This is a genomic window from Pseudomonas cichorii (assembly GCF_003700275.1).
In the GTDB taxonomy this organism is placed as follows: Bacteria; Pseudomonadota; Gammaproteobacteria; order Pseudomonadales; family Pseudomonadaceae; genus Aquipseudomonas; species Aquipseudomonas cichorii_B.
The window spans coordinates 36,301-49,892 of record NZ_RBRE01000059.1; the positions used below are offsets into that span (position 1 = coordinate 36,301).

The window sequence follows — 13,592 nt, forward strand, 5'->3', positions numbered from 1 at the left end:
TCCTGCACACTGTGTGGGAGCGGGTTGGATCAGGCCTTGCGCACTACCGCCCGGAGCAATTCGGTCGGTGGCATTTCACAGCTGATCTTGCGTCCCAGTTTCTCTTCGATGGCCGGGAGCTGGTAAGAGTCGTCTTCACCGGCAAAGCTGATCGAGACACCGTCTGCGCCTGCACGGCCGGTACGACCGATGCGATGCACGTAGTCGTCCGGGACTTCCGGCAGGGTGAAGTTGATGACGTGGCTGATGCCGTCGATGTGAATGCCGCGGCCAGCGACATCGGTTGCCACCAGCACCCGGATCTTGCCTTCGCGGAAACCTTCCAGGGTCTTGATCCGCTTGTGCTGTGGCACATCGCCTGACAACTGCGCAGCGTTCACGCCGTCACGTACCAGGCGCTCTTCGATACGCCTCACTTCGTCCTTGCGGTTGGCAAAGACCATCACCCGTTCCCAACCATTGTCAGTGACCAGGTTGTACAGCAGTTTGTACTTGTCGGCCGACGCGACGGCATAGATGTGCTGTTCGACATTGCTGTTGGCGACGTTCTCGGCTTCGATTTCGACAATGGCCGGGTCGGTGGTCCATTGCTTGGCCAGGTTCATCACGTCTTCGGTGAAGGTCGCGGAGAACAGCAGGGTCTGACGCTCGCCCTTGTGCGGGGTCTGGCGAATGATCTGGCGTACCTGCGGGATAAAGCCCATGTCGAGCATGCGGTCGGCTTCGTCGAGGACCATCACTTCGACCATGTCCAGATGCACTTCGCCGCGCTGGTTGAAATCCAGCAGGCGTCCTGGCGTTGCGACCAGAATGTCGCAATGGCGGGCTTCGAGCTGCTTGAGCTGTTTGTCGAAGTCCATGCCGCCGACGAAGGTCATGACGTTCAGGTTGGTGTATTTGGTCAGCGCTTCGGCGTCCTTGGCGATCTGCACTACCAGTTCGCGGGTCGGGGCGATGATCAGGGCACGCGGCTCACCCATGTAGCGCTCTTTGGGCGGCGGGGTCTGGGTTAGTTGGGTGATGATCGAAACCAGGAACGCGGCGGTCTTGCCGGTACCGGTCTGGGCGCGGCCGATGGTGTCCTTGCCTTTGAGGGTATAGCCCAATACGCCAGCCTGGATCGGCGTGCAGTACGGGAAGCCCAGGTCATGGATCGCGTGCATCAGTTCTGGAGCCAGGTCGAAATCATGGAAGCGGCTCTTGCCTTCCTGCGGTTCGACGACGAAATCTTCGAGTTTCCAGGTAACGACCGGCGGCTTGGGTGCGCGCTCGCGGCGTGGACGTTCGGCCTTGGGCTTGTCGTTGCCGGCCGGGCGGGGCGCTGCTGGCTCCTTGGCCGGGGCTCTTGCCGGAACCTGGGCTGCCGGTTTCTGCGCTGCGCCTTCGGCGACAGCCCCTGGAGTGGGGGTGGATGTTGCGTGGTTGGGCGCGAGCTGCTCAGCCTCGCTTTTACCGAACATCTTTTTAAGTGCTTTGAGCACGGTCATCTCGTCAATTGGTTAAGGAATGTACGCCGAGCAGTGTAATGCAAGAATCGGGCGCGGCGTAGTGTCATCCGTGGTTCGCTACAAACAGCAGCGGTCAGCCTTCCAGAGGCTGACCGGGAAAGACGTTACCGAAGCTTCTCGGCAAGCCAGTTCTGGATGTCGGAAATTTCCTGGGGTAACACTTGATGGCCCATTGGGTACTCTTGCCATTGTGCGGTTACACCCAGGCTCTTGAGGTACTCATAAGCGCTACGGCCCATGGCATTGTGGACCACTTCGTCGTGAAAGCCATGCAGGCACAGCGCCGGGATACGCTGCTGGCTGGCCGACAGCGTCATCTGGTCATTGAAGGTTGGGGCGTAAGTGGAGAGTGCCAGCACGCCACCCAGCGGACCCTGCCAGCGCTTGTAGGCGGTGTGCAGAATCACTGCGCCACCCTGGGAAAAGCCGGCCAGAAAGATTCTTGCCGGATCGATGCCGCTGTCGCGTTGCTGCTCGATCAGGCCAAGAACCTGCTGGGCCGAGGCCTCCATCTGATCGTGATCGATGGCGCGGGCTTCGGAAGTCATGCTTTTGATGTCGTACCAGCTCGGCATTTCATAGCCGCCATTGACGGTAACGGCGCGGGTCGGTGCCTGAGGCAGGATGAAACGAGCGGTCGGCAGCGACTCCTGCAGGGCTTCGGCGACGGGCAGGAAATCATAGCGGTCGGCTCCCAGGCCGTGCAGCCAGATGATGCAGGCATCGGCTTCGGCGGTGGGTTGAAGGATCAGGGGCTCGCTCATGAATGCTCCAATACTGTGCGTTGTGATTTTTTTGGCGCATTAAATAGGTGCGCGCTCAGTTTAAAAGTGAAAGAAGATGTCGCAAGGTTACAAGTATTCGACTTGACCTGTCGCTAATTCGACATCGCCACCATGCTGGTACGGGCTTTGCTATGAAACGTGTGGAGTCAAAGCGCTCACCTCGATCGGTAACACTATTAGGCTACTACTTGTAGCGATCGAAGGCAGCACCGGAGTCGATGCGTCAGGACTCTTGGCATGATTGACCCTGTACCGCTCTGGTCCGGGGAAAGCACGGAGCTTTGGTTCAGGGGCTATAAATGAATGATGAGTGTGGGTGAGCAGGCGATCCTCCACCCGACTCATGATCCAGGTCCGGCGCCGCATGACCCAAAAAAAAGCCAGCACGGGTCATTAATGCCTCACAAGGGTGCGGCGTGACTGAAGTTCCACACAATAAAGAGCACACTGGAGGTTTGAATGAAGATGTTGAAATCCACACTGGCGGTCGTGACAGCTGTAGCAGCACTCGGCATGGCCGGTGCAGCTAACGCCGGTGCCACACTTGACGCTATCCAGAAGAAAGGTTTTGTTCAGTGCGGTGTCAGCGATGGCCTGCCAGGGTTCTCCGTTCCAGATGCTACCGGCAAGATCACCGGTATCGACGCTGACATGTGCCGTGCTGTAGCGGCTGCCGTTTTCGGTGACGCAACCAAGGTCAAGTTCAGCCAGTTGAACGCCAAGGAGCGTTTCACTGCACTGCAATCGGGCGAGATCGACATCCTGTCGCGTAACACCACCTGGACCAGCTCGCGTGACTCCGGCATGGGCCTGGTATTCACCGGCGTGACTTACTACGACGGTATCGGCTTCCTGGTAAACAACAAGCTGGGCGTCAAGAGCGCCAAGGAACTGGACGGTGCAACCGTCTGTATCCAGGCTGGTACCACCACCGAGCTGAACGTCTCCGATTACTTCCGCTCGAACGGCCTGAAATACACCCCGATCACTTTCGACACCTCCGACGAAAGCGCCAAGTCGCTGGAAGGCGGCCGTTGCGACGTACTGACCTCCGACCAGTCGCAACTCTACGCACAGCGCAGCAAGCTGGCCAAGCCTGACGACTACATCGTTCTGCCTGAAGTGATCTCCAAGGAGCCGCTGGGCCCGGTCGTACGTAAAGGCGACGAAGAGTGGTTCTCGATCGTTCGCTGGACCCTGTTCGCCATGCTGAACGCGGAAGAAGCCGGCATCACTTCCAAGAACGTCGAAGCAGAAGCCAAGTCGACCAAGAACCCGGACGTTGGCCGTATGCTCGGTGCTGACGGCGAGTACGGCAAAGACCTGAAGCTGCCGAAGGACTGGGTTGTCCAGATCGTCAAGCAAGTGGGTAACTACGGTGAAATGTTCGAACGTAACCTGGGCGAATCGACCCCGCTGAAAATCAAGCGCGGCCAGAACGCTCTGTGGAACAAAGGTGGCATTCAGTACGCTCCACCAATTCGCTGATTGACCCGGCGCCCGACAGGCTTTCAAGCCTGTCGGGCGTTGTTCTGTTCCATTTTTCCTGGGGCATTTCATGGAAAAGCAAATCGTCGCACCCAAGCAAAAGCTCTCTTTGAGCGATCCAAAAGTGCGCGCGTGGTTGTTTCAGATCATCACCGTCGTGGTGGTGGTTTCGTTGGGCTGGTTCATGTTCGACAACACCCAGACCAACCTGCAGCATCGTGGTATTACATCGGGTTTCGGGTTTCTTGAGCGTAGTGCCGGTTTCGGTATTGCTCAACATCTGATCGACTACACCGAATCGGACAGCTATGCCCGCGTATTTGTCGTCGGCCTGCTCAACACCTTGCTGGTGTCGGTCATCGGTATCGTCCTGGCGACCATACTGGGCTTCATCATCGGTGTCGCTCGCCTGTCGCAGAACTGGATGATCAACAAGCTGGCGACCGTGTATGTCGAAGTCTTTCGTAACATTCCGCCTTTGCTGCAGATCCTGTTCTGGTACACCGCCGTCTTCCTGACCCTGCCCGGACCACGTCAGGCACATGGCTACCTGGACATGTTCTATGTCAGCAGCCGCGGGTTGAACATGCCCAAGGCACTGCCTTCCGAAGGCGCCTGGCCGTTCCTGATCAGCATTGTCATTGCCATCCTGGCAGTGGTCGCAATGGTGCGCTGGGCCAACAAGCGTTTCGAGGCTACCGGCGAGCCGTTCCACAAGTTCTGGGTCGCTCTGGCACTGCTGCTGGTCATTCCCGGCCTGAGCATGCTGGTCTTCGGTAGCCCGGTACACTGGGAACTGCCTCAGCTCAAGGGCTTCAACTTCACCGGTGGCTGGGTACTGATCCCTGAACTGATCTCCCTGACCCTGGCGTTGACGATCTACACCGCGGCGTTCATCGCCGAAATCGTGCGTTCGGGCATCAAGTCGGTCAGCCATGGCCAGACCGAAGCTGCCCGTTCCCTGGGCCTGCGCCCTGGCCCGACGTTGCGCAAGGTCATCATTCCGCAAGCCCTGCGAGTGATCATCCCGCCGTTGACCAGCCAGTTCCTGAACCTGGCGAAAAACTCGTCGCTGGCAGCTGCCATCGGTTATCCGGAAATGGTTTCCCTGTTCGCGGGTACGGTACTCAACCAGACCGGACAGGCGATTGAAGTCATTGCCATCACCATGAGCGTGTACCTGGCGATCAGTATCAGCATTTCCATGCTGATGAACTGGTACAACAAGCGCATTGCGCTGATCGAGCGGTGAGGAAACGCGCATGACTACTCATATTTTCAAACCTGATATGCCACCACCGGGCAAAGTGTTCGGTCCGGTGGCGTGGATGCGGCAGAACCTGTTCTCCAGCTGGATCAACACGCTGCTGACCCTGCTCTCGTTCTACCTGATCTACCTGATCGTCCCGCCGATGCTCAGCTGGTCGCTGCTGGACGCCAACTGGTTCGGCACCACCAAGGAAGACTGCACCAAGGCAGGTGCATGCTGGGTATTCGTCCAGCAGCGTTTTGGCCAGTTCATGTATGGCTACTTCCCTACCGAGCTGCGCTGGAGGGTCGATCTGACGGCGATTCTGGCGATTGTCGGCGCTGCGCCACTCTTCATCTCGAAGTTTCCGCGCAAGGCCTTCTACGCCATTGGCTTCCTGGTGCTGTACCCGGTCATCGCGTTCTACCTGCTGCACGGCGGCGCGTTCGGTCTGAGCACCGTGGCAACCAGCCAGTGGGGCGGCCTGATGCTGACCCTGGTGATCGCGACCGTCGGTATCGCCGGTGCGTTGCCGTTGGGTATCCTGCTGGCACTGGGGCGTCGCTCCAACATGCCGGCAGTGCGCGTGGTGTGCGTGACCTTCATCGAGTTCTGGCGCGGCGTGCCGTTGATCACGGTACTGTTCATGTCTTCGGTCATGCTGCCGCTGTTCATGCCCGAAGGGATGAACTTCGACAAGCTGCTGCGGGCGTTGATCGGCGTCATCCTGTTCCAGTCGGCGTACATCGCCGAAGTGGTGCGCGGTGGCATGCAGGCAATCCCCAAGGGTCAGTACGAGGCCGCTTCGGCGATGGGCCTGGGTTACTGGCGTGCAATGGGGCTGGTGATCCTGCCGCAGGCGTTGAAGATGGTCATTCCCGGCATCGTCAACACCTTCATTGCCCTGTTCAAGGATACAAGCCTGGTGATCATCATCGGTCTGTTTGACCTGCTCAACAGCGTCAAGCAAGCCACCGCCGACCCGGCATGGCTGGGTATGGCCACTGAAGGCTATGTCTTCGCGGCCCTGGTGTTCTGGATCTTCTGTTTCGGTATGTCCCGCTATTCCATGCATTTGGAACACAAGCTGGACACAGGCCACAAGCGTTAGGAGTTTTGTGATGAGTGAAGTTATCAGTAAGCCTCTGGGCGCTGAAGGCATGATCCGGATGGAAGGCGTACACAAGTGGTACGGCCAGTTCCATGTGCTCAAGGACATCAACCTGAACGTGCGTCAGGGCGAGCGTATCGTACTGTGCGGCCCGTCGGGCTCGGGCAAGTCCACGACTATCCGTTGCCTGAACCGTCTGGAAGAACACCAGCAAGGCCGGATCATCGTTGATGGCACCGAACTGACTTCCGACCTGAAGCAGATCGAAACCATTCGCCGCGAAGTCGGCATGGTGTTCCAGCACTTCAACCTGTTCCCGCACCTGACCATCCTGCAGAACTGCACGCTGGCGCCGATGTGGGTACGCAACATGCCGAAGAAAAAGGCTGAAGAAATCGCCATGCACTACCTGGAGCGCGTACGCATTCCAGAGCAGGCCAACAAATATCCGGGGCAGCTTTCCGGTGGTCAGCAACAGCGTGTGGCGATTGCCCGTGCGCTGTGCATGAAGCCGAAAATCATGCTGTTCGACGAGCCGACCTCGGCACTCGACCCGGAAATGGTCAAGGAAGTACTCGACACCATGGTGGGTCTGGCCGAAGAAGGCATGACCATGCTCTGCGTAACCCACGAAATGGGCTTTGCCCGCACCGTGGCCAACCGCGTGATCTTCATGGACAAGGGTGAGATCGTCGAGCAGGCCTCGCCGAACGACTTCTTCGACAATCCGCAAAGCGACCGTACCAAACTGTTCCTCAGCCAGATCATTCACTGAGTTACAGACGCTGCATGAAGAACCCGGACCTTGTGTCCGGGTTTTTTATGGATAACACGCGGCGAACTTGTATTCGGCAGGGTTCTCCAACAGGATGCACACCCTTTGCGCAATGCGCTGTTACACATCCTGCCCCTACGAGAGACTCATGACGACCAAGGCGCCTCAGGCGAGCACGACCCCGACCCAAGACCCTTCCTTTCTCAAACGCTCCTGGCTGTTACTGCTGGGCCTGGTACTGGTGGCCCTGAACCTGCGGCCCGCGTTGTCCAGTGTTGCGCCCTTGCTGAATGACGTTTCCCAGAGCCTTGGGTTGTCAGCGGCCAGGGCCGGACTTTTGACGACCTTGCCGGTGTTGTGCCTGGGGTTGTTCGCGCCATTGGCGCCGCGACTTGCCAGACGTTTCGGCAGCGAGCGAGTGGTGCTGGGCATTCTGCTGGTGCTGGCTGCAGGCATTCTGTTGCGCAGTTCGTTCGGTGAAGTCGGGCTGTTTGCTGGCAGCCTGCTGGCCGGGGCGAGCATCGGCATCATTGGTGTGCTGTTACCGGGTATCGTCAAACGCGACTTTCCCCGGCAGGCCGGTGCCATGACCGGTGTGTATACCATGGCGCTGTGCCTGGGAGCGGCGATTGCCGCAGGCTCGACGGTGCCTCTGACGCACTACTTTGACGACAGTTGGGCGATTGGCCTGGGGTTCTGGATGATTCCGGCAGTGCTGGCCGCGCTGTTCTGGTTTCCGCAGGCGCGTGAACTGCATGCCACGCATCAGGTTGCCTACCGGGTTCGTGGCCTTTTGCGCGACCCGCTGGCCTGGCAGGTCACGCTGTACATGGGCCTGCAATCATCGCTGGCGTATATCGTCTTTGGCTGGTTGCCATCGGTGTTGATCGGCCGTGGCCTGACACCGACCCAGGCCGGCCTGCTGTTGTCCGGCTCGATTATCGTGCAACTGGTCAGCGCCCTGAGCGCGCCATGGCTGGCAACCCGCTGCAAGGATCAGCGGCTGGCGATTGTGCTGGTCATGCTGCTGACCCTGGGCGGACTGTTCGGCTGCCTGTATGCACCGCTGGAAGGGCTGTGGGGCTGGGCGATTGTGCTGGGACTGGGGCAGGGCGGTGCGTTCAGCCTGGCGCTGGCGTTGATCGTGCTGCGCTCGCGTGACGCCCATGTGGCTTCCAATCTGTCCGGCATGGCCCAGGGCATTGGTTATACCATTGCCTCGATTGGTCCGCTGGCAGTCGGCGTGGTCCATGATGTGACCGGCAACTGGGATTCGATCGGCTGGATTTTCGCTGCGCTGGGCCTGGGCGCGACCATCGCCGGGATCGGCGCGGGCCGTACCTTGTATGTGCAGGTTTCGAGCGAAAAGATTTGAGAGCAGGAGCCAATGTACTCGCGAAGGCAGCTTCGCGGATGAATCCGCTCCCTCGGGTTGTGAAACGCACTATTTATCCTGCAAATGATGATGGCAAAGTGTCGATTTGCCGCTTATCGTTCATCATCTTTTGCTCCCAAGGGACCTGAATGCATGAGCAACGAACAAAAAATGCAAATCAATAACGCATTGATTATCCGCTTCTACGAGGCCTTTGCCCGCCTGGATGCCGAAGGCATGGCGGCCTGCTACAGCGATGACGTGCTTTTCAGCGACCCGGTGTTCGGTGAACTGCGTGGCCAGCAGGCTGGCGACATGTGGCGCATGCTGACCTCGCGGGCCCAGGATTTCTCGGTGGTCTTCGATAATGTCCGCGCCGATGAGCGCAGTGGTGGCGCGCATTGGGTCGCCACTTACCTGTTCAGTCAGACCGGTCGTACCGTGGTCAATAATATCCAGGCCCGCTTCGTCTTCCGCGACGGCAAGATCTGCGAGCACCATGACCACTTCGACCTGTGGCGCTGGTCGCGTCAGGCCCTGGGTACCAAAGGCCTGCTGCTGGGCTGGACGCCGCTGGTGCAGAACGCGATTCGCGCCCAGGCGCAGAAAGGCCTCAAGGCGTTTACAGAAAAACGCCATGCCTGAAGCCGTGAACATCGTCATCGATACAGAGCCTGCCGCAGCACCTGCCGACAAACCCTGGTTTGTCTATCTGGTGCGTGCGGCCAACGGTTCTCTGTATTGCGGCATCAGTGACGATCCGCAGCGGCGCTTTGCCGCTCATCAGAGTGGCAAGGGCGCGCGCTTCTTTCATTCCAGCCCGGCGCTGGCGCTGGTCTACGTGGAAGAGTGGTGCAGCAAGGGCGAGGCGCTGCGTCAGGAGCGCCTGATCAAGAAGCTGCGCAAGAGTGCCAAGGAGCGCTTGGCAGCAAGCTATGCGGGCACGCCCATCAATATCCGTGATGTGGCAGCATCGGCTTGACTCTGTAGGCCGCTCGCTCAGAGGGAGTTAAGCTGTCGGCTTTCCCTGTGCCGAAGAGGCCAAAGCATGTCAGAGCTGATCCTTCATCACTACCCTGCATCGCTGTTCGCCGAAAAAGCCCGTCTGATGCTCGGTTTCAAGGGCTTGTCCTGGCGTTCGGTCATCGTCCCGCCGATCATGCCCAAGCCTGATCTGACGGCACTCACGGGTGGTTACCGCAAGACGCCAGTGTTGCAGGTCGGCGCGGATATCTATTGCGACACCGCATTGATCGCCCGGCGTCTGGAGCAGGAAAAGACTTCCCCGACCTTTTACCCCGAAGGCCATGAGTTCACGGTTGCCGGCCTTGCTGCCTGGGGCGACTCAGTGTTGTTCATGCATGCGGTCAGCCTGGTGTTCCAGCCGGCCTCGCTGGCTGTGCGCTTCGCCAAGGTGCCGCCGGAAGTGGTCAAGGCGTTCGTTGCGGACCGGGCGACCTTGTTCGACGGTGGCAGTGCTTCGCGCTTGCCGCTGGAGCAGGCGAAGCATCAATGGCCCACCCTGATGTCGCGCCTTGAGCTGCAATTGGAGCGCAATGGCGACTTCCTGTTTGGCGAACCGTCGATTGCCGATTTCTCTGTGGCGCACACGCTGTGGTTCATCAAGCAGACCCCGGTAACCGCACCGCTGGTGGATGATTACCCGGCAGTCGCTGCCTGGCTGGCACGGGTCCTGGGCTTTGGCCATGGCGCGCATAACGAGCTGACGGCTGGCGAAGCGATACAAATCGCCGCCGCAGCGACACCGGCGGCCTTGCCGGATGAGGTGTTCGTTGATCCCAATGGCTTCAAGGCCGGCGATCAGGTGTCGATCTCGGCCCATGACTACGGCGTGGAAGCTGTAGTGGGCGAACTGGTGTTCAATGGTCGTGAAGAACTGATCCTGCGCCGCGAGGACGAACGTGCCGGCGTGGTGCATGTGCACTTTCCGCGGCTCGGATTCCGGATCTCATCGATCCCGTCCTGAGCCACCGTCGCAGGAGCGAATTCATTCGCGAACAAGGCAGATACATTTTTGTTGAATGTACCGTCTTCGCGGATAAATCCGCTCCTACTTCAAGGCCGCCAGAATCTCATCCGGCGAGAAGCCGCGAATCAGTGTCCCGTTGACGTCCAGCAACGGGATGCCGCGTCCGCCGAGGGCTTCGTATGCCTTGCGGCCTTCCACCGACTTCTCGATGTCGAATTCCTGGAACGCTATGCCCTTGCTGTCGAGAAAGCGCCGCGTCTGTTTGCAGTAGCCGCACCACTCGGTGGCGTACATCACCACCTTCGCCTGGCTATAGCTCTGCGCAACGCTCGCCGCAGGCGGGTTGAACAGGTTCTCGATCTTGCCCCAGTTCTGATAGACCACGACCACCAGCATGATCAGCGCGAACTTCTTCAGGGTGCGCAGCAGCATTGTGCTTACCGCCGTTTCAACTGATCGGTGAGCTGGGTCGGCAGGCCCTTGATGATCAGGGTGCCCGCTTGTTCGTCGTACTCGATCTTGTCGCCCAGCAGGTGCGCCTCGAAGCTGATCGACAGGCCTTCAGCGCGGCCCGTGAAGCGGCGGAACTGGTTCAGGGTGCGCTTGTCTGCCGGGATCTCCGGCGACAGGCCGTAATCCTTGTTGCGGATGTGATCGTAGAACGCTCGTGGACGGTCTTCGTCGATCAGCTCGGACAGTTCTTCCAGGCCCATGGGTTCGCCCAGCTTGGTCTGGCTGCTGGCGTAATCCACCAGGGTCTTGGTCTTTTCCCGGGCCGACTCTTCCGGCAGGTCTTCACTCTCCACGAAGTCGCTGAAGGCCTTGAGCAGGGTGCGGGTTTCGCCAGGGCCGTCGACGCCTTCCTGACAGCCGATGAAGTCGCGGAAGTATTCCGAGACTTTCTTGCCGTTCTTGCCCTTGATGAAGGAAATGTACTGCTTGGACTGCTTGTTGTTCTGCCATTCCGAGATGTTGATCCGCGCTGCCAGATGCAACTGGCCCAGATCCAGGTGGCGTGAAGGCGTCACGTCCAGTTCGTCATTCACTGCCACGCCTTCGCTGTGGTGCAGCAGGGCAATGGCCAGGTAGTCGGTCATGCCTTGCTGGTAGTGCGCGAACAGCACATGGCCGCCCACCGACAGGTTGGACTCTTCCATCAGCTTCTGCAGGTGCTCGACCGCGATCCGGGAGAACGCCGTGAAATCGTTGCCGCCGTCCAGATACTCTTTCAGCCAGCCGCTGAAAGGGTGCGCACCGGATTCGGCATGGAACAGACCCCAGGCCTTGCCCTGTTTGGCGTTATAGCTCTCGTTGAGGTCCGCCAGCATGTTCTCGATGGCCTGGGACTCGGCGAGTTCGGAGTCGCGAGCATGGAGCACAGCGGGCGTACCGTCGGGTTTCTTGTCGATCAGGTGGACGATGCAATGACGGATCGGCATGGATATCTCGGCTGATGGTGATGAAGAGCAGACAGCTCGTTGCAAGGCGGTCAGTGTAACGCACGCCTGCTATAAATGGCTTGCAGGCCCCTGTTTTCCACTCGATAGAGTGTTTTGTGATCAATTTTTGCACTATTAGTGTTTAAAGCTGACCAAAAGGATAGGTAAGGGCGGATATTTGCCCGGCTCTGTGCTAGTTTTGCGCGGTCTTGCGCACTCTAGCGCGCCAAGCATGCAGATTGTGTGGATAAAGGCCGAACCAAAATCCGGTTTCAGTATCTACATTTCGCGATTAATCGTGGCTGCCAGCAGGAGCCAGGTTCATTGCCTGGCCTCTGGCCGACGTTGCGTTCTGCAATCCAAATGAATTTGATAGGGAAGGAACACCACCATGGCTCTGACTAAAGACCAATTGATCGCCGATATCGCAGAAGCTATCGACGCGCCAAAAACCACCGCGCGTAATGCTCTTGAGCAATTGGGCCAAATTGTTGCCGACCAATTGGAAAACGGCGTTGAAATCACTCTGCCAGGCATCGGCAAGCTGAAAGTTGCTGAGCGTCCAGCTCGCACCGGCCGCAACCCTTCGACTGGCGCTGCCATCGAAATCGCTGCCAAGAAAGTTATCAAGTTCGTACCGGCCAAAGTGCTGAACGACTCGATCAACAAGTAAGCTCACGCTTGCTGTAAAAGCCGTGCCATGGATAACCGGGCACGGCTTTTTTATTGCCTGTGTGGGAGCGGATTTATCCGCGAAGGCGGCTTCAGCGGCGATACATTTGTTTCGGATGCACCGGCCTTTTCGCGGATGAGCGGAACGCCGCCCGATTCGCTCCTACGGGTTAAAGGTCCAGGCCACGAAGCGGCTCTGTTTCTGTCCCTGGCCCATCTCCACGACCCTGCTTTCGACGGCTCCCGCTCTTTGCAGGGCGGCCTGGATGGCGGGCAGGTTCGAGGCCTTGGAAACCAGTGTGCTGAACCAGCGCACCTGTTGCGGTATCTGGGCGCTTTCGTGAATCAACTGGGTCACGAAACCGATTTCCCCACCTGTGCACCACAACTCCTGTGATTGCCCACCGAAATTGAGTACCGGCAGCTTGCGCTTGGGGTCAGCCTTGCCCAGTGCGCGCCATTTGCGCTGACTGCCGCGCTGCGCTTCTTCCAGCGAGGCATGGAAGGGCGGGTTGCACAGGCTCACCTCGAAGCGTTCGCTGCTGTCGAGCAGGCCCAGCAGGATGTGCTTGCGATTGGCTTGCTGGCGCACGCTGATCGCCTTGCCCAGGCCATTGGCCTTGATGATGGTACCGGCGGCGGCAAGCGCGGTGCTGTCGATATCCGAACCCACGAAGTGCCAGCCATAGTCGCTGTGACCCAGCAACGGATAGATGCAGTTGGCACCGGTGCCGATGTCCAGCGCCTTGATCGAGGCTCCGCGCGGGATGACGCCGCCATTCTCGCTGGCCAACAGGTCGGCGAGGAAGTGCAGATAGTCTGCACGCCCCGGAATCGGCGGGCACAGGTAATCGGCCGGGATATCCCAATGGGCGATGCCATACAGCGACTTGAGCAGTGCGCGATTGAACACGCGCACGGCCAGCGGGTTGGCGAAGTCGATGCTTTCCTTGCCGTAAGGGTTAAGAATCACGAACTCGGCCAGTTCCGGGCTGCTTTTGATCAGCCTGGGAAAGTCGTAGCGGCCCTGATGGCGGTTGCGCGGGTGCAGCGTGGCTTTTTCGCGAGGCTCTGCGGGCCGGGCCGGACGCTGGGGTTTCTTGCGTGGGGGCTTGTGTGACGTAGTCATGGGGAGTTGTTCTGAAGATGCGAATGCTGCAACCCGCAGGAGCGAATTCATTCGCGAGAGGCCTGTTCACC

Annotated in this window: 14 protein-coding genes; 9 read left to right on the forward strand and 5 right to left on the reverse strand. The window is 59.1% G+C overall.

Annotated features, from left to right (window positions below; translation table 11 throughout):
• Positions 1–29: 29 nt before the first annotated feature.
• A complete protein-coding gene (rhlB, locus tag ALQ04_RS16070) occupies positions 30–1,487 on the reverse strand; it encodes an ATP-dependent RNA helicase RhlB (RefSeq protein ID WP_183142197.1) in 1,458 nt (485 codons plus the stop codon).
• A gap of 125 nt (positions 1,488–1,612) precedes the next feature.
• A complete protein-coding gene (locus ALQ04_RS16075) occupies positions 1,613–2,272 on the reverse strand; it encodes an alpha/beta hydrolase (RefSeq protein WP_122316741.1) in 660 nt (219 codons plus the stop codon).
• Between the two features lie 480 nt (positions 2,273–2,752).
• Here ALQ04_RS16075 and ALQ04_RS16080 point away from each other — a divergent pair, with 480 nt between their 5' ends.
• The 8 genes from ALQ04_RS16080 to ALQ04_RS16115 all read left to right on the forward strand — a co-directional run bounded on the left by ALQ04_RS16080 (position 2,753) and on the right by ALQ04_RS16115 (position 10,278).
• The gene (locus ALQ04_RS16080) at positions 2,753–3,781 is read left to right on the forward strand and encodes an amino acid ABC transporter substrate-binding protein (protein ID WP_122316742.1); all 1,029 of its coding nucleotides are present in this window, start codon (positions 2,753–2,755) and stop codon (positions 3,779–3,781) included.
• 70 nt (positions 3,782–3,851) lie between these two features.
• Positions 3,852–5,033, forward strand: coding sequence for an amino acid ABC transporter permease (locus ALQ04_RS16085; protein WP_122316743.1), 1,182 nt, complete (start codon positions 3,852–3,854; stop codon positions 5,031–5,033).
• A gap of 10 nt (positions 5,034–5,043) precedes the next feature.
• Complete coding sequence (locus ALQ04_RS16090) at positions 5,044–6,141, forward strand: amino acid ABC transporter permease (protein WP_122316744.1); 1,098 nt, start codon at positions 5,044–5,046, stop codon at positions 6,139–6,141.
• Between the two features lie 10 nt (positions 6,142–6,151).
• Positions 6,152–6,916, forward strand: a complete 765-nt coding sequence (locus ALQ04_RS16095) for an amino acid ABC transporter ATP-binding protein (protein ID WP_122316745.1) — start codon at positions 6,152–6,154, stop codon at positions 6,914–6,916.
• Positions 6,917–7,064: 148 nt separating this feature from the next.
• A complete protein-coding gene (locus tag ALQ04_RS16100; protein ID WP_122316746.1) occupies positions 7,065–8,291 on the forward strand; it encodes a CynX/NimT family MFS transporter in 1,227 nt (408 codons plus the stop codon).
• Positions 8,292–8,462: 171 nt separating this feature from the next.
• Entirely contained in the window at positions 8,463–8,936 is a 474-nt protein-coding gene (locus ALQ04_RS16105; protein ID WP_409077266.1) for a nuclear transport factor 2 family protein, read from the forward strand.
• The gene (locus tag ALQ04_RS16110; RefSeq protein ID WP_122316748.1) at positions 8,929–9,273 is read left to right on the forward strand and encodes a GIY-YIG nuclease family protein; all 345 of its coding nucleotides are present in this window, start codon (positions 8,929–8,931) and stop codon (positions 9,271–9,273) included. The genes ALQ04_RS16105 and ALQ04_RS16110 overlap by 8 nt, the downstream gene beginning before the upstream one ends.
• 66 nt (positions 9,274–9,339) lie before the next feature.
• Positions 9,340–10,278, forward strand: coding sequence for a glutathione S-transferase family protein (locus ALQ04_RS16115; RefSeq protein ID WP_122316749.1), 939 nt, complete (start codon positions 9,340–9,342; stop codon positions 10,276–10,278).
• 84 nt (positions 10,279–10,362) lie between these two features.
• On the opposite strand, the gene ALQ04_RS16120 is transcribed toward ALQ04_RS16115, so the two are convergent.
• Both ALQ04_RS16120 and yejK read right to left on the reverse strand, forming a co-directional pair.
• Positions 10,363–10,713 carry a glutaredoxin family protein gene (locus ALQ04_RS16120; RefSeq protein WP_122316750.1) on the reverse strand — a complete coding sequence of 117 codons (351 nt, stop codon included), beginning with the start codon at positions 10,711–10,713 and terminating at the stop codon, positions 10,363–10,365.
• A 5-nt stretch (positions 10,714–10,718) separates the two neighbouring features.
• Positions 10,719–11,720, reverse strand: coding sequence for a nucleoid-associated protein YejK (gene yejK, locus ALQ04_RS16125; protein WP_122316751.1), 1,002 nt, complete (start codon positions 11,718–11,720; stop codon positions 10,719–10,721).
• Positions 11,721–12,111: 391 nt separating this feature from the next.
• Here yejK and ALQ04_RS16130 point away from each other — a divergent pair, with 391 nt between their 5' ends.
• Positions 12,112–12,393 (forward strand): HU family DNA-binding protein, encoded by a 282-nt coding sequence (locus tag ALQ04_RS16130; protein ID WP_020304671.1) that lies wholly within the window; start codon positions 12,112–12,114, stop codon positions 12,391–12,393.
• Between the two features lie 162 nt (positions 12,394–12,555).
• Here ALQ04_RS16130 and rlmF read toward each other — a convergent pair whose 3' ends face one another.
• The gene (gene rlmF / locus ALQ04_RS16135) at positions 12,556–13,521 is read right to left on the reverse strand and encodes a 23S rRNA (adenine(1618)-N(6))-methyltransferase RlmF (RefSeq protein WP_122316752.1); all 966 of its coding nucleotides are present in this window, start codon (positions 13,519–13,521) and stop codon (positions 12,556–12,558) included.
• Between the last annotated feature and the right edge of the window lie 71 nt (positions 13,522–13,592).

Coding starts and splice junctions, on each gene's coding strand:
- rhlB (WP_183142197.1), bottom strand. CDS start 1,487: ATGACCGTGCTCAAAGCACTTAAAAAGATGTTCGGTAAAAGCGAGGCT.
- ALQ04_RS16075 (WP_122316741.1), bottom strand. CDS start 2,272: ATGAGCGAGCCCCTGATCCTTCAACCCACCGCCGAAGCCGATGCCTGC.
- ALQ04_RS16080 (WP_122316742.1), top strand. CDS start 2,753: ATGAAGATGTTGAAATCCACACTGGCGGTCGTGACAGCTGTAGCAGCA.
- ALQ04_RS16085 (WP_122316743.1), top strand. CDS start 3,852: ATGGAAAAGCAAATCGTCGCACCCAAGCAAAAGCTCTCTTTGAGCGAT.
- ALQ04_RS16090 (WP_122316744.1), top strand. CDS start 5,044: ATGACTACTCATATTTTCAAACCTGATATGCCACCACCGGGCAAAGTG.
- ALQ04_RS16095 (WP_122316745.1), top strand. CDS start 6,152: ATGAGTGAAGTTATCAGTAAGCCTCTGGGCGCTGAAGGCATGATCCGG.
- ALQ04_RS16100 (WP_122316746.1), top strand. CDS start 7,065: ATGACGACCAAGGCGCCTCAGGCGAGCACGACCCCGACCCAAGACCCT.
- ALQ04_RS16105 (WP_409077266.1), top strand. CDS start 8,463: ATGCAAATCAATAACGCATTGATTATCCGCTTCTACGAGGCCTTTGCC.
- ALQ04_RS16110 (WP_122316748.1), top strand. CDS start 8,929: ATGCCTGAAGCCGTGAACATCGTCATCGATACAGAGCCTGCCGCAGCA.
- ALQ04_RS16115 (WP_122316749.1), top strand. CDS start 9,340: ATGTCAGAGCTGATCCTTCATCACTACCCTGCATCGCTGTTCGCCGAA.
- ALQ04_RS16120 (WP_122316750.1), bottom strand. CDS start 10,713: ATGCTGCTGCGCACCCTGAAGAAGTTCGCGCTGATCATGCTGGTGGTC.
- yejK (WP_122316751.1), bottom strand. CDS start 11,720: ATGCCGATCCGTCATTGCATCGTCCACCTGATCGACAAGAAACCCGAC.
- ALQ04_RS16130 (WP_020304671.1), top strand. CDS start 12,112: ATGGCTCTGACTAAAGACCAATTGATCGCCGATATCGCAGAAGCTATC.
- rlmF (WP_122316752.1), bottom strand. CDS start 13,521: ATGACTACGTCACACAAGCCCCCACGCAAGAAACCCCAGCGTCCGGCC.